Consider the following 15,817-nt stretch of genomic DNA (forward strand, 5'->3'; position numbering starts at 1 on the left):
CCGGGGAGCGCGCCTTGACCCGGGACCAGTTTTTTATCTAGATTAGAATCTATGACCGGAACCGAGCACGCCGTTGACGCCCTGGTGATCGGAGCCGGCGCCGGCGGGCTTTGCGCGGCGGCCCGCCTGGCCCATCAGGGGTACCGCACGCTGGTGGTGGAGCGGCTGGACCAGGTGGGCGGCCGGGCATCCACCCACGACATCGACGGCTTCAAGGTCAACAACGGCGCCATCGTGCTGGAGCTCGGCGGCATCATGGAGCAGACCTTCGCCGAGGTCGGTGCCACCTACGACGTCCGGATGCCGTCGCCGCCGCTGATGTACCGCATCGGCGGCAAGACGTTGGACATCACCGGCGGCGGCTGGGGTTTCCTGCTCAGCAAGCTGACCCGCCAGGGCGCCAAGCTGCTCAGCGGCCTCGGCGCGGCCCGGGAGGACAGCGGGCTGCCCGAGGCCCAGCTGAGCACCGCCGACTGGGTCGGTCGGTACACCCGGAACGAGAACGTGCAGGCGGTCTTCCGCAACATGTGCGCCTCGGTGTTCGCGGTCGGCTCGGAGGAGCTGCCGGCGCGGGTGTTCCTCACCTACTTCACCCGCAAGAGCGCGTTCAAGAAGTTCGGTTTCGCACCCGAGGGCACGGTCGGCGCGATGAGCGCGCTGGCCGACGTGGTCCCGCTGCACGGCGGCGAGGTGTGGCTGTCGTCCACGGTGCGGTCGCTGCGGGTGTCCGACGGTCTGGTGACCGGCGCGGTGATCGACCGGGTCCGGGGTGAGCAGACCGAGACCGTCGAGGTGGACTGCCGGTTCGTGGTCAGCGATATCGGTCCGGTGGCCACCGCCGAGCTGACCCCCGACCTGCCCGCCGAGTACGTCTCCGACATGCGCGCCCGGTCCCGGCCGTGCGGGATGATCACAGTGAACTTCGCCAGCGAGCGCCCCCTGCTGGAGGCGCCCGGGCTGACCAGCTTCGGCAAGACCCGCCGGCTCTGCTACATCGCCAACTTCACCGCGACCTGCCCGGAGATGGCGCCGCCCGGCTGGCACCTCTACGCCGGCGCCGGCGTCCCCAAGCCCTCCGTCGGGGACTTCGACGCCGACGCGGAGACCGAGCTGATCATGGCCGACCTGCGGGACGAGGTGCCCGGCTTCGACGAGGCCCGGGTGCTCTCGGTCGCGGTGATGCGCGACGGCTGGCCGCCGCAACGCGCGGTCTCCGGCTTCGACCTGCCCAGTGAGACGCCGATCCCGAACCTGTGGAACGTGGGCGACGCGGTCAAGGAGTACGGCAACGGCGGTACCACCGCCTGCGCCGAGATCGCCAAGATCGTGGTGGACAAGGTCACCGAGCACTACCCCGCGGCCGCCCGCACCTGAGTCGCGTGCACCCGGGGCCGGCGCCGGAGCTGAGGCCGGCGTCGGAGCTGAGGGCCGGCCGCCCCGGCGATGGCGACCAGCAACGCGGCGACCAGGGTCCAACCGGTGAACACCAGCACGACTCCGACGGTGCCGCAGGCCAACACGGCGACCACCCGCAGCCGGCCGGCGAACAGGCGGGCGGCGGAGGCGGTGCAGCCCCGGTACACGGTCAGGAACAGGGTCGTCGGCAGCGCCACCAGCTGCGCGGTGCTGACCAGACCGGTGGCCGCGCCGCCGAGCAGCAGCACGCCGGTAGCGGCGATGCCCAGTTGCAGGCGGCGACCGCGCGGGCCGGGACGGCCGGCGGGCTCGGTGGCCCGGCGGGCGCGCAGCTCGGCGGCCAGCGCGGCGGCACCGGTCAGGTACGCGTTCGTGGCCGCCAGCGTCAGCGCGACGGCGGCCACCGCCGCGATGGCCGGCCCGACCGAACCCACCGCCACCCGCAGCAGGCCGGCCAGTGGCACCGGCGTGCCGGCGTCCGTGCCGAGCACCCCGATCGTGGCGCCGGCCAGGGCGAGGTAGATGGCCGCGGTCAGCACGAACGCGATGGTCATGATGCGCGGCAGCTGGCGGGCCGGCTCGCGCAGTCGCGCGGTCAGCGGCGCGACGGCCTCCCAACCGACGAAGGACAGCATCAGCACCGAGGCGGCGCCGCCGACCGACGCCCAACCGTGCGGCGCGAACGGCGTCCAGTTGGTGGCCCTGGCCGCCGACACCGACCCGAGCACCGCGACCAGCACCAGGCCGATCAGCACCGCGACCAGCACCAACTGCGCCGTCGTGGTGGTCCGCGCGCCGCCGAAGGTCAGCGCCAGCACAACACCGAGCAGCAGTGCCGCCGCAGCAACACTGACCGTCCGCCCGCCGCCGAGCAGCACGCCGCCGTAGCTGCCGCCGATCAGGCAGACGACCGGCGCACCGCACACCACGGCGGCCAGGAAGCACCAACCGACCGCGCGCCCGACCGGGGCACCGAGGCCGGCCGCCGCGTAGCCGGCCACTCCGGCCCCACTCGGCAGCCGGGTGCCCAGCGCGGTGAACACCACGGCGAGCAGCCCGGACAATGCCAACAGGCCGAGCCAGGCCACGATCGACGCCGGGCCGGCCAGCGCGGCGGCCAGGCCCGGGAGCAGCAGGAGACTGGGCCCGAGCAGCGCTCCGACGTAGAGCGCGGCGCCGTGCGATGTCGACAGGGTCGGTGCTGAGGTCATGCGCACAGCGTGCTCCGAAAGGCCCGGCACGCGATGGCAAATATGCGCATTCAGCACCCACATCACGCACGATTATGCGAGGTATCGTCCGATAGGCTGCATGCTATGCCGGAACAGAGCTTGGACAAGACAGATCGCGCCATCCTGGATCGCCTGCAGCGGGACGGTCGGATCGCCAACGTCGACCTGGCGGACGCGGTAGCGCTCTCCCCGTCCTCCTGCCTGCGGCGGACCAAGGCCCTGGAGTCCGCCGGCATCATCGCCGGCTACCGTGCCGAGCTCGACCGGGACCGCGCCGGCCTCGGCCTGACCGTGTTCATCGCGCTCAAGGTCGAGCAGCACTCCCGGGAGACCTCGCGGCACATCGAGGCCTCGCTGTGCGAGATCCCGGCCGTGGTCGCGTGCCACGTCGTCTCCGGCGAGGCCGACTTCCTGGTCGAGGCCGTGGTGCCGAGCCTGGCGGCCTACGAGGAACTGTTGCTCGACAAGGTGCTCGCGATCGGCCCGGTCGTCGATGCGCGCAGCACGTTCGCCATCCGCACCGTGCTGAGCCGGGGCGCCCTCCCCCTCGACCAACTGGCCCAACGGTCGTAGCGCGACCCGTACCCGAGCCCTCTTCAGCGGGAGCGCCGCGTCCTTCGGGGGGCAGCTACCGGTCAGCGACATCAACAGAATGCAGCATGCAGGCCTTGCACCATTTCTGAGAGCCTCTTCGCACGTCCTCCGGGACGGATGCCGTCGGCGATCGCCGAGCCGGCTCGGAGGAGGCACTCAGCCATGAATGACAACGGCTACCCACCCCGCCGGCCACACCAGCAACACCCACCCCACCGGCCATCCCAGAATCCCCCTCCTCCCGGCTATCCGGCACAGCAGCAACCTCAGCAACCCCCACCGCCTGGCGGCCCTCCGAGCCCGCCCCTCGGCTACCCGCGGCAGCCGGGCCACGGCGGCTACCCGCCGCGGACCGGCTTCCCGGCACCGGGCGGATACCAACCGGGCCCATGGCAGCAACCCCCTCCACCCGGGCCTGCTCCACCCGGGCCTCCTCCGGTGGGCGGAATCTCGGGGCGGGCCAAGGTCCTCCTCGCCGTCGGGGTGCTCGTGGTCGGCATCGGCGGCGGCATGTGGTGGACCGGCGGCACCTCCCACCCCACCGATCGCGCCACTACCCGTGCGGCCTCAGAGGTGCAGCTCGAGCCCACCTCGTCCGCCGGTGCCAACCCGTTCATGCCCCCGGTCGGCCAGGACCAGACCGGGGTCACCCCGCCTTCCGGCGCCACCGGCACGTTCTCCGGCGACACCGCCGGGCTGTTCGCCGAGTCCGGTGACCGGTCCAGCTGCGACGCGCAGACGTTGCGCGGGAACCTGGAGGCGGAGCCGGCCAAGGCGACCGCGTGGGCCGAGGCGCTCGGCATCACCAGCACCGACATCCCCGGCTACGTGGCCAGCCTGAACCCGGTGGTGCTCCGTGCGGACACCGCGGTCACCAGCTACGGCTACGCGGACAACACATTCTCGGCCTATCCGGCGGTGCTGCAGGCCGGCACCTCGGTGTTCGTGAACGACCTGGGCGAGCCCCGGGTGAAGTGCTTCAGCGGCAACCCGCTGACCGCGGCGCCGAGCTACCAGCAGCCCATCTACGCCGGCCCGGCCTGGCCACACTTCGCGCCCACCACGGTCACCTACGTCCGAGCGGCGCCGACCATCATCACCATCTACACGGTGGTCGACATCCACGACGACACGCCCCGCCACCGGCGCGGCAACCCGCACTGGACCGGGGAGGACGGCGGCTTCTGCACGCACCACCCGGACTCATCCAAGTGCCCGGGCACCGAGGGCACGAAGACCGATCCCGCCCAAGCCGTGCGGGACAAGGCGGCCGTCGACGCCAAGGCCAACGCGGCCGCGGCGGCCCAGCAGGCGGACGCCGCGAGGACCACGGCAGACACCAAGACCGCTGATGCGCTGACCGCCCGGAAGGCCGCCGACCAGGCCACCGCCGCCGCGAACGCCAAGGCCGCCGAGATCGCGGTCGCCGCCGGGACGCTCACCTCTCTCCAGAAGGAGGTCGAGGCCGCACGGGCCCGCGCCGACGCCAACCCGACGCCGGAGAACCTCCGGGCGATCGACCTGGCGCAGGGGCGCGTGAACGACGCGCGCGCCAACAACGCGAAGCTGGCCGGCGAGAAGGTACAGGCCGACCAGGCCGCCGCGACCGCGAACGAGGAGGCCGGGGCGAAGGAAGTCCAGGCGAAGAACGCGGAGGCCGCGGCCCGCGGCGCGGAAGGGAGCCAGACCGTGGCCGACGAGCAGGCCGCGAAGACAGCGGGCGCGCCGGCGGGCCACGGCGGCGGCAAGGACGCGGCACCGGCGCCGCCCGGGGACCCCGCGAAGGACGGGACGAAGGACCCGGCGAAGAAGGTGGTGGCTCCGGTACAGAACGGCGCACAGCCGGGTCAGCCCGCGCCCGACGGCACTCCCGGCCAGCAGAACCTGTTCGCGCCGACCAAGCTCGGGGAGACCGGGCCTGCCGCCGGCGCCGGCGGCGGGGTCGCCCAGGGCCCGACGCGGCCGTCGACCGGGAAGGGCGGCCCACCGGCGCGGTGCCGGGGTGTCGCCGCTCCCGCGTCCGGCTGTGCCCTGCCGGGGACGCCGCCCGCCGGCGGTGCCCCCACCCCGACCGCGGCCGACGTCCCGACCGGCGCCCCCGGCCACGGCGCCGCGGGCCGACCCGCGATCCCGACGACCCAACGGACGGTCCCGGGCAAGGTGAGCCCGGCACCGACGCCGACGGCTACCGCCGACCAGGGCGGCAACTAGAGCGCCGCGGTCGGCGGGGCCGGAGCGGACCACCGCCGCTCGGACAGCGCGTAGTACAGCTCGGCAACCTGCTCGACCGGCAGCCGGGCACGCCCGCCACCGGCCAGCCCACCGCCAGCCAGCCCACCACCGGCCAGCCCGACGTCAGTCAGCTCACCGACCTCGACCACGTCGAGCAGCCCCACCGCGGCCGGCAGCAGTGCCGACCGGTTCGCCAGTGCCTCCGGCACACCGGCCGAGACCAGGGCGGCGGCGCGGACCCGCACCTCGTCGGCCTCCCGCCCTCGCAGCAGGACGGGTAGCCGGGGCGCCAGCCGCCGGATCGCCGGGCCGAAGCGGGCCACCTCCTCGGTCACCGGCAGCGGCGCCGGGCGGTGGGTGAGGAACCAGCGGGACCCGGCATCCAGCAGCTGACGGGTGGTCAGCGCCAACGCGTCGGTCGCCGTGCTCGGCACCGACGCCGGCAGAGCGCCGATCTCCGCCCACAGCGCGGGCAGCTCGAACAGCTCAGCCACCACCCGGAACGCCCGCAACGCGTCGCCCGGCGAGGCGGCCAGCTCCTCGGCCAGCCGGAACGCGAACGTGCTGCCGGCGGCATCGACCATCTCGTTGACCAGCAGTGTCGCCACGATCTCCCGGCGCAGCGGGTGGGCGGCGACCGCGGCCGGATAGCGCTCCCTCGGCGGTGCCGGGAAGTACTCGCGCACCCGGTCGGCGAAGACCGCCGTGTCCGGCAGGTCGCTGTCCAGGATGGACGCCTTGAGGTCCAGCTTGACGTGCGCCAGCAGGGTGGCCAGCTCGGGTGAGGTCAGGCCCTGCCCGGCGCGCTCGAGCGCGGTGAAGCCCGCTGGGTCGGGCAGGACGTCCAGCACCCGGTCCAGGCCGGTCCGGGACTCCAGGTCGGCGACCAGTCGGGCGTGCACCGCGACCAGCTCAGCGGCGCGAGCCCGCGCAATGCCGAGCACGGCGTTCTGCGCCCGGTTGTCCGCGAGCACCAGCTCGGCGACGTCGGCGGTCATACTTCGCAACAGCCGGTCGCGGTCCGGCCGGTCGAGGGCACCGGAGCCGACCAACCGGTCCAGCAGGATCTTGATGTTGACCTCGTGGTCGGAGCAGTCCACCCCGGCGGAGTTGTCCAGCGCATCGGTGTTGACCTTGCCACCGGCCCGGGCGAACTCGATCCGGCCCAGCTGGGTCAGCCCCAGGTTGCCGCCCTCACCGACCACCCGCACCCGCAGCGCGCCGCCGTCGACCCGCACGCCGTCGTTGGCCTTGTCCCCTGCATCGGCGTGCGTCTCGGTGGACGCCTTGACATAGGTGCCGATGCCGCCGTTCCAGAGCAGGTCGGCCGGTGCCAGCAGGATCGCCCGGACCAGCTCCGGCGGGGTGAGCCGGGTGACCGAGGCGGCCAGCCCGAGCGCGGCGCGCACCGGCTCCGAGATCGGCACCGACTTCACCGTCCGGGGCCACACGCCGCCACCGTCGCTGATCAGCGACCGGTCGTAGTCCTCCCAGGACGAACGCGGCAGCGCGAACATCCGGGACCGCTCCGCGAACGAGACCGCCGCGTCCGGGTCCGGATCCACGAAGATGTGCCGGTGGTCGAACGCCGCCACCAACCGGATGTGCTCCGACAACAACATCCCGTTACCGAACACATCACCGGACATGTCGCCGATACCCACCACCGAGAACTCCTGGCTCTGGGTATCCACACCCAGCTCCCGGAAATGCCGCTTGACGCTCTCCCACGCACCCTTCGCGGTGATCCCCATCGCCTTGTGGTCATAACCCACCGAACCACCCGAAGCGAACGCATCACCCAGCCAGAACCCACGCTCGGTCGCCAACGCATTCGCGATGTCGGAGAACGTCGCCGTGCCCTTGTCCGCCGCCACCACCAGATAGCTGTCGTCGCCGTCGTGGCGCACCACCCCCGGCGAGGGCACCACCGCACCGTCGACGAGGTTGTCGGTCAGGTCCAGCAACCCGGAGATGAAGGTCCGGTAGCACTCTCTGACCTCGGCCGGCCCCGGGTCGGCCAGCTTCACCACGAAGCCGCCCTTGGCGCCGACCGGCACGATCACCGCGTTCTTCACCGCCTGCGCCTTGACCAGCCCGAGGATCTCGGTGCGGTAGTCGGTCGGGCGGTCCGACCAGCGCAGCCCGCCCCGGGCGACCGGCCCGAACCGCAGGTGCACCCCCTCCACCGCCGGCGAGTACACGAAGATCTCGAACCGGGGCCTCGGCGCCGGCATCTCCGCGATGGCGGCCGGGTCGATCTTCAACGACACGTAGCGCCGGTCCTGGAAGTAGTTGGTGCGCAGGGTGGCCAGCATCGCGGTGAGGTAGCCGCGCAGGATGCGGTCCGCGTCCAGCCCGATCACCTCGTCGAGCAGGGCCGTGGCCTCGGCGAGCGCGGCGCTGTGTGCCCGGTCCCGCTCGGCGGCGTCCGGGGCCGGGCCGAGCGCGGGGTCGAACCGGGCCCGGAACAGCCGCACCAGGGCGCGGGTCAACCCGGGATGCGCGAGCAGCGTGTCCGCCACGTACCGGGTGCCGAACGGGCTGCCCAGCTGGTGCGCGTAACCGGCGTAGCAGCGCAGCAACGCCGCCTCCCGCCAGTCGAGGCCGACCCGCACCACCAGCGCGTTGAACCGGTCCACCTCCGCGTCGCCCCGCCAGATCGCCAGGAACGCGGCGCAGAACTCCCGCCGGGTCCGCTCCCAGCCGCGCCCGGACACGGCCAGCCAGGTCGCCACGTCGATGCGCAGGCCGAACTGGTAGATCCAGCAGCGGGCACCGTCCGGGCGGTCGATCCGGTACGGCCGTTCGTCGACCACCTCGACGCCGAGACTCTGCAGCGCGGGCAGCACCGAGGACAGGGTGATCCCGGCGCCCAGCACGAACAGCCGCAACCGCAGCTCACCCGGTTCGGCGCCGAGCTCCACGGACAGCTCCGGCACACCGTCCTCGTCCTCGTCCCCCGGGGCGTCGAGGCCGTCGAGGCGGTGCAGGTCGGCCAGTGCCTGCACCGGGTCGACGTCGTCCTTGTACCCCTCGGGCAACCCGGGCAGGTAGTCCGCGACCTGTTCGCCGGCCGGTCCGGCCACGTCGAGCAGCCAGTCGTCCCAGCTCAGGATCGCGGCCGCGAGCTGGCCCTGCAGGCGGGCCTGATCGGGCTCCGGAGCGGCCGGGTCCGCCTGCACGGTGAAGTGCACGAGCGCCAGGTTGGACTCGCCGACCCGGGCGGTGTGGTCGACGCGCCAGCCGTCCAGCTCGCGCAGCAGCACCTGTTGCAGAGCCAACCGGGTCCGCGTGGAGTACCGGTCCCTGGGCAGGTAGACCAGGCAGGAGAAGTACCGGCGGTAGGGCTCGCGGTGCAGGAACAGCCGCAGCCGCCGAGGCTGAGTCAGCGACAGCACACCGGCGGCGGTGTCGCGCAGGCTCTGCTCGCTTGCCCAGAACAGCTCCTCCCGGGGGTACTCCGAGATCACCTCGAGCATCCGTTGCCCGGCGTGGGACTCCAGCGGGACCCCGGCACGGTGGATGGCGGCCCGCACCCGGCGTTCGATCGCCGGGATGGCCAGCACATCGGCCTGCCGGGCGGCCGCCGTGAGCAGGCCGAGGAACCGGTGCTCGCCGACGATCACCCCGTGCTCGTCGTAGTGGGAGATGCCCAGGTGGTACGGGTAGCTCGACTGGATCACCCGGCTCGGCGAGCTGGCCCTGGTGAGCACCAGCAGCCGCCCGGTACCGCCGTCGAGCCCGTCCGGAGCGGCGACGAACGCCCTGCTGCCCAGGCTGTCCCGGCGCAGCACACCGAGGCCGGAGGCGAGCGTGGTGCGCAGGTTCTCCGCGCCGTTGCTCCGGTCGACCCGGTAGTGCCGGTAGCCGAGGAAGGTGAAGTGCCCGTCCGCCAGCCACTCGAGCAGCCGTGCGGTGTCCCGCACCTCGGTGTCCCACGGTTCGGTGCTCGGCGGTGCTGTGCCCGGCGGTGCTGTGCCCGGCGGCCGGGTGCCCAGCTCGGCCGCCACCCGCAGTGCGGTCGCCGCCATCCGGTCCCGGTCCTCGGTCACCTCGCGGAGATCGCCGAGCACCCGCCGCAGCTCGGCGACCAGATCATCGAGCTCGTCCGCCGGGAACGGCTCCAGCTCCAGGTGCATCCAGGTCTCGGCCAGCACGCCCGGCCCGGCCGGGCCGACCCCGTCCACCGGGCCCGTCTGGACCGTCCGCGGGGCCGCGGCGAACACCTCGAGCAGCTCACCGTCCAGCGCCCTGCGGACCAGCACCGTCGGATGGATCACCCGGCGCACCCGGCCACCGACCCGACCGACACCGGCCAGCACCGACTCGACCAGGTACGCCATGTCGTCGGTGACGATCTCGACCAGCGGCGCGGCGCCGTCGGAGGTGCGGGCCGCGACGGCGGGCGCGCCGGGCACCCGGTTTGCGGCGAGTGCCCGGGCCGCCCTGGCCGCATCCAGCAACGCGGCCTCGCCCTGGGCCGGGCTGTCCGCGCCGAGCCCATCGGGTGGCGCGTGCTCGGCGTAGCGCCGGGCGAGTTCGGCCAGCTCAGCGCCGACCGCACCCGGGGCGGCCGTGCTGAGCTGGCGGGCCTGCATCGCGCTGGTTATACCCCCGCCAGGTGGGCGACGCCATGCGCTACTCAGGCATTACCCGCCCAACGGTTCACGGTTCAGCGTGCCGGCGGTCAGCGGTTCAGCGTGCAGGGCAGCTTCTTCACCGCCGACATGAAGTTCCCGACCAGGTAGGTCGGCTCCCCCACCTCGAGGTTCGGCACCCGGTGCAGGAGCTCGTCCCAGACCGCGCGCAGCTGGGTCCTGGCCAGCATGTTGCCCAGGCAGAAGTGCGGGCCGCCGCCGCCGAAGCCGACGTGGTTGTTCGGGGTGCGCAGCACGTCGAACCGGTCGGGGTCGCTGAACACCGACTCGTCCCGGTTGCCCGACGAGTAGAACATCACCACCCAGTCGCCCTCGCGGATGTCCTGCCCGTGTAGCTCGACGTCACGGGCCGCGGTGCGGCGGAAGGTCATCACCGGGGTGGCCCACCTGATGAACTCCTCCACGGCGGTGCCGATCCGGCCGGGGAAGTCCGCGAGCAGCCGGGCCCGCTCGCCCGGGAACTCGGTGAAGGCCATCGCGGTGTGGCTGATCGTGTTGCGGGTGGTGTCGTTGCCGGCCACCGAGAGCAGCACGAAGAACGCGCCGATCTCCTCGTCGGTGAGCCGCTCGCCGTCCACCTCGGCCTGCACCAGGTTGGTCATCAGGTCGTCCTGGGGGGAGGCCCGGCGGCTGGCCGCGAGCTCCTTGCTGATCCCGTGCAGCGTCATCAGCGACTGGAACAGCAGCTGCGCGGGCTCCAGGTCCCCCCGGACGTCGTCGTCGGCCCAGGAGACCATGCCGTCGGCCGCGTGGGTCGCCGCGTCCCGGCTCTCCGGGGACAGCCCCACCATCTCGAAGATGGTCCACATCGGCAGTCGGCGGGCCAACTGATCCACCAGGTCGCAGTCACCGGCCTCGATCAGCTCGCCGACCAGCCGGTTGGCCTGGCCGCGGATCTGCTCCTCGATGACCTTCACCCGGCGTGGCGTGAACGCCGAGCTGACCAGCCTGCGCAGCTGGGTGTGCCTCGGCGCGTCCATCGCCAGGAACGACTGGGCGCTGTCCAACAGCTCCTGCGGGACCGCCTCCAGGATCACGCCGCGGCCGGAGACGAACGTGTCGGTGTCCTTGCTGATCGAGACGATGTCGGCGTGCCGGGTGACCGCCCAGAAGCCGCCACCCTCGGTCTGGGGCAACATCGAGCCCTCGGCCGGCGGGTGCCAGCTGATCGGTCGCCGCGCGCGCAGCTCCCGGAAGCTCGCCTCACGCTCCTGGGGAGTCTGTCGCCAGAACGACAGCGGGGCGAGCGACACCGGGTCGTAGTCCGGGCGAGTGGCCGTCACGGGCATCCTTGACCTCCGGCACTTTTTAATCTGTGTTAACCAGCAGAGCGCAGCTCACCACGTGCCCATCGAGGTGTCAAGACGGAGCGCGGTCACCGCATAGGATGGATGCCGTGCCGAAACAGCGTTCCGTACGCACCGACGAGCGCACCCGTGCCCTGCCGTCCAAGTCGGAACGCACCCGGGAGCGGATCCTCGACGCCGCGGCCAAGGTGCTCAACCGCAACGGCTACGCCGGCACCCGGCTCTCCGACATCGCCGAGCTCGCCCAGGTGCAGGCCCCGGCGCTGTACTACTACTTCTCCTCCCGCGAGGAACTGATCGAAGAGGTCGTCACGCTGGGCATGGCGCGGGCGCTCGAGCACGTCACCGAGGCGCTGGCCGCGCTGCCGGCGAACGCCAGCCGGCTGGACCGGATCTGCGCGGCGGTCGGCGCCCACCTCGAGGTGGTGCTGCGGCTGTCCGACTACGCCTCGGCGGCGATCCGCAACGGCCCGCAGCTGCCCTCGGACCTTCGCGAGCGGCAGCTCGTGGAGCAGCGCACCTACGGCGATGTCTGGCGGCGGCTCATCGACGAGGCGCGAGCCGCCGGCGAGATCCACCCCGACCTGGACCCCCGGGCGGCCCGGATGCTGATCATCGGCGGGCTGAACTGGGCCACCGAGTGGTGGAACCCGAACCGGGGCTCCCTGCGCACCGTGATCAACACCGCCCAGCTGCTCACCAGGCAGGGCCTCGCCGCGCCGGTGACGGACTAGCGGCGGGGTCTTACGCCGAGCGGCGGCGCGAGCGGCGGGCCGGCCGCAGCGGGGGCTCGACCTGGTTCGCGGCGTCCACCGAGCTGGTCAGCTCGAGGATCGTGCGGGCGACCAGCCTGGGGTCGTCGTACATCGGCAGGTGCCCCACCCCCGGCAGCATGCTGAACTGCGCGCCGGGGATCAGCTCCCGCATCGGGCGGCCGAAACGGCGGTAGGAGATCACCCGGTCCCGCAGCGCCCAGGCGATGTGCACCGGGCAGTGCGCCACGTCGAACGGCGCGAGTCCGCGCCCGTCGTGCTCACCGCCGAACATCCTCTCGAAGACGTCACAGCCGACCATGTCGGCGATCATCTCGCGCACGTCCTCGGCGGGGATGCGACCGGGATGCGACGCCACCCGGGTCAGCCCGAGCCGCTGCAGGGCACCGTTGCGCACCAGTGGGCCGAGCCGAGGGTTGCCCAGCCCGGCGCGGGCAGTGCGGAACAGCCACACCAGCCGCTCCAGGTCGCGGCGGGTCCGCCAGGCACCCGCCGGCGAGAACCCGATCACCGAGCGCGCCCGGCCCCGGCGGGCCAGCTCCAGGGCCACCCAGCCGCCCAGGGAGTTGCCGGCCAGGTGGGCGGTCTCGATGCCGGCCTCGTCGAGCTGTTCGCAGAGCACGTCCACGATGGCGTCCACGCCGGGCCTGGCGTCAGGTGCGAGGCTCGGGCCGCCGCGGTGACCGACCAGGGTCGGCACGAACACGTCGTGCCTGCCGACCAGGAACGGCAGTACCGGGCGCCAGGCCCGCCAGGACATGGTCGCGCCGTGCAGCAGGACCAGCGGGGTGCCTCGGCCGGCGCGGTAGCTCGGCGTGAACGAGTCGGGCAGCTCCGGGACTCGCCCGGTCAAGGACAGTGTCGTCATGGCGCCGTCGCCTCCGCCCTGTCACACCGGCCGTGCGGGTCGGGTCGATCCCAGTTGACCGGGTAGCTGATGTTTCATGGACGTTAAGTGAATGGATAGTAACTAAGCAAGTCGTGGCGGCACGGTAGTTGCGCTCTCAGCCGGTTGGCTGACCAGGCATCACGGAACGTCACCAGAAACCGACTGTGACCGCGTCGGGGCACCTCCGAACGCCGCATCGACGACACGTCGCACACCCGCTGTGACGGGTGTGCGACGTGTCGGACCGGTGTGGGACCCGGTGTCGTTACGAGGCGGTGTCGGCCAGGTAGCGCTGCTTGAGCTCGTGCTTGACGAGCTTGCCGGTGGGCGTGCGCGGCAGGCTGTCCACGAACGCCACGCTGCGGGGCGCCTTGAAGCGGGCGATCTTGGAGCGGACGAACTCGATGATCTCGCGCTCCAGCTCCGGGCCCGCTACCGCGCCGGGGGCCGGCTGTACGAAGGCCTTGACCGCCTCGCCCATCTCCTCGTCCGGCACCCCGATCACGGCGACGTCGGTGACCGCCTCGTGCAGCGCCAGGACGTTCTCGATCTCCTGCGGGTAGATGTTGACGCCGCCGGAGATGATGGTGAACGCCTTGCGGTCGGTGAGGAACAGGAAGCCGTCCGCGTCGACCCGGCCGATGTCCCCGACGGTGGTCCAGGTCGGGTGCTGGGGGTGCTGCGCCTGCCGGGTCTTCTCCGGGTCGTTGTGGTAGGTGAACGGCATCAGGTCGCGCTCGAAGTAGACCGTGCCGACCTCGCCGGTCGGCACCTCCGCGCCTGTGTTGTCTGCGTCGTCGCAGATCCGCAGCGTGCCGACCACCGCCTTGCCCACCGAGCCGGGCTTCTCCAGCCACTGCTGACTGTTGATCATCGTCATGCCGTGGCCCTCGGTACCGGCGTAGTACTCCACCAGCACCGGCCCCCACCAGTCGATCATCTTCTGCTTGACGTCGACCGGGCACGGTGCCGCGGCGTGGATGGCCAGCTTCAAGGTGGACACGTCGAACCCGGCGCGCACCTGCTCGTCCAGCTTGAGCATCCGCACGAACATGGTCGGCACGAACTGCCCGGCGGTGACCCCGTTCTCCGCGATGGCCGCGAGGGTGCCCTCCGGGGTGAACCGCTCGGTCATCACCACGGTGCCGCCGATGCCCTGGATCGCCCCGCACCAGCGCAGCGGCGCGGCGTGGTAGATCGGCGCCGGCGACAGGTACACGGTGTCGGCGTCGAGGCCGAAGACCGAGCTGGCCAGTCCGGTGACCATCTCGCCCGGCTCGTGCACCTGCCGGTCCGGCAGCAGCGGGCGCACGCCCTTCGGCCGCCCGGTGGTGCCCGAGGAGTAGAGCATCGGAGCGCCGCTGGGCTCGTCGGCCAGTGTCTCGGCGGACGCCGCGGCCAACACCGCCGCATAGTCGCCGTGCCCGGGTACCGGCCCGCCGAAGGCCAGCCGCAGCGCGACCCGGGGGGTCAGCTCGACGATGGCGTCGGCCAGCTCGCCCTTCGCGACGGAGGCCACCAGCGCGCGGGCCCCGGAGTCGTTCACGATGTAGGCGACCTCGTCCGCCGCCAGGTGGTGGTTCACCGCGGTGATGTACAGCCCGGAGCGCATCGCCGCCCAGTAGACCTCGAAGCAGCGCAGGTCGTTGTTGCTCAGCAGAGCCACCACGTCGCCGCGGCGCAGGCCGGCGTCGTGCAGCGCGTGCGCCAGCCGGGTGGAGCGCTCGTCCAGCTCCGCGTAGGTGATCTCCTCGCCGGTGTCGACCAGACGGGCCGCGACCTTGTCCGGGGTCTTCAGTGCGTGCGTGCGGGGGTACATCCACGGACCTCCTGGGCTTCTCGGACGTCGGACGTCGGACACGGCGCCGGCAGTCTATATTTTATTTGAGATTAAGCACTTCGAACCGTAGGAGCCAGGTGAACGTACCCACAGTTTCGCCGGGCTGGGCGCTGGTCGCCGGTGGCTCCGGGGGCATCGGCGGGGCCACCGCCCGGCTGCTCGCAGAGGACGGCTGGGACGTCGTGCTCAGCTACCACCGCAATGCCGACCGCGCCGAGAAGGCCGCCGACGCGGTCCGCGAGCTCGGCCGGCGCGCCCGCGTCCTGCGCCTCGACCTGACCGACCCGGAGCACACCGCCGAGACGGTGCGCACCGCGGCCGCCCCGGAGCCGCTGGCCGGCGTGGTCTGCGCGGCCGGCCCGCACATCACCATGGGCTACGTCTCGGAGCTGCCCGCCACGGCGTTCCGCGACCAACTGCTCGCCGACGCCGCCGCCACGCTCAACCTGCTACAACCCGCACTGCCACAGCTGCGGCGGACCGGCGGCGCCATCGTCGCGGTGACCACCGTCGCGCTGGACCGCTACCCGAAGCGCGATGTGCTCTCGGTCGCGCCGAAGGCCGCCGTGCAGGCCACCGTGCGCGCCATCGCGGCCGAGGAGGGCCGCTACGGGGTGCGGGCGAACTGCGTCTCGGTCGGCGTGGTCGAGGGCGAGGGCATGTGGACCGAGCTGGTCGAACGCGGCGACTACACCGACGAGGTGCTCGCCGTCGCCAAGGCCAACCTGGCACTGCCGCGGTTCGGCACCGTCACCGATGTGGCCGAGGCGATCCGCTTCCTGCTCTCCGCCAGGGCGGGCTGGATCACCGGCCAGACCCTCAATGTGGACGGCGGCTACACGATCTGACGGAGATGATCACGCCTCGTTGTGG

General features: G+C 72.4%; 10 protein-coding genes. 5 read left to right on the forward strand and 5 right to left on the reverse strand.

Annotated features, from left to right (window positions below; all coding sequences use genetic code 11):
* Nucleotides 1-51: 51 nt before the first annotated feature.
* Nucleotides 52-1,374, forward strand: coding sequence for a phytoene desaturase family protein (locus ACTXG6_RS41615; protein ID WP_445184798.1), 1,323 nt, complete (start codon nt 52-54; stop codon nt 1,372-1,374).
* Here the strand turns inward: ACTXG6_RS41615 and ACTXG6_RS41620 are convergent.
* Complete coding sequence (locus tag ACTXG6_RS41620; protein WP_445184799.1) at nt 1,350-2,627, reverse strand: amino acid permease; 1,278 nt, start codon at nt 2,625-2,627, stop codon at nt 1,350-1,352. The two genes, ACTXG6_RS41615 and ACTXG6_RS41620, sit on opposite strands and share 25 nt — an antisense overlap.
* Before the next feature lie 105 nt (nt 2,628-2,732).
* Between ACTXG6_RS41620 and ACTXG6_RS41625 the strand changes: the two genes are divergently transcribed.
* Entirely contained in the window at nt 2,733-3,221 is a 489-nt protein-coding gene (locus ACTXG6_RS41625; RefSeq protein ID WP_445184800.1) for an Lrp/AsnC family transcriptional regulator, read from the forward strand.
* A gap of 459 nt (nt 3,222-3,680) precedes the next feature.
* Nucleotides 3,681-5,453, forward strand: a complete 1,773-nt coding sequence (locus tag ACTXG6_RS41630) for a DUF6777 domain-containing protein (protein ID WP_445184801.1) — start codon at nt 3,681-3,683, stop codon at nt 5,451-5,453.
* On the opposite strand, the gene ACTXG6_RS41635 is transcribed toward ACTXG6_RS41630, so the two are convergent.
* On the reverse strand, nt 5,450-10,075 hold the full coding sequence (locus tag ACTXG6_RS41635; RefSeq protein WP_445184802.1) for an NAD-glutamate dehydrogenase: 4,626 nt from the start codon (nt 10,073-10,075) through the stop codon (nt 5,450-5,452). The two genes, ACTXG6_RS41630 and ACTXG6_RS41635, sit on opposite strands and share 4 nt — an antisense overlap.
* Nucleotides 10,076-10,164: 89 nt before the next feature.
* Entirely contained in the window at nt 10,165-11,424 is a 1,260-nt protein-coding gene (locus tag ACTXG6_RS41640; protein ID WP_445184803.1) for a cytochrome P450, read from the reverse strand.
* A gap of 107 nt (nt 11,425-11,531) precedes the next feature.
* On the opposite strand from ACTXG6_RS41640, the gene ACTXG6_RS41645 reads away from it, so the two are divergent.
* The gene (locus tag ACTXG6_RS41645) at nt 11,532-12,176 is read left to right on the forward strand and encodes a TetR family transcriptional regulator (protein ID WP_445184804.1); all 645 of its coding nucleotides are present in this window, start codon (nt 11,532-11,534) and stop codon (nt 12,174-12,176) included.
* A 10-nt stretch (nt 12,177-12,186) separates the two neighbouring features.
* Here ACTXG6_RS41645 and ACTXG6_RS41650 read toward each other — a convergent pair whose 3' ends face one another.
* Nucleotides 12,187-13,083, reverse strand: coding sequence for an alpha/beta fold hydrolase (locus ACTXG6_RS41650; protein ID WP_445184805.1), 897 nt, complete (start codon nt 13,081-13,083; stop codon nt 12,187-12,189).
* Nucleotides 13,084-13,369: 286 nt separating this feature from the next.
* Complete coding sequence (locus ACTXG6_RS41655; protein WP_445184806.1) at nt 13,370-14,923, reverse strand: acyl-CoA synthetase; 1,554 nt, start codon at nt 14,921-14,923, stop codon at nt 13,370-13,372.
* Nucleotides 14,924-15,021: 98 nt separating this feature from the next.
* Here ACTXG6_RS41655 and ACTXG6_RS41660 point away from each other — a divergent pair, with 98 nt between their 5' ends.
* On the forward strand, nt 15,022-15,792 hold the full coding sequence (locus ACTXG6_RS41660) for an SDR family NAD(P)-dependent oxidoreductase (RefSeq protein WP_445184807.1): 771 nt from the start codon (nt 15,022-15,024) through the stop codon (nt 15,790-15,792).
* Nucleotides 15,793-15,817: the final 25 nt, after the last annotated feature.

The sequence above is a fragment of the Pseudonocardia sp. Cha107L01 genome (assembly GCF_052566575.1).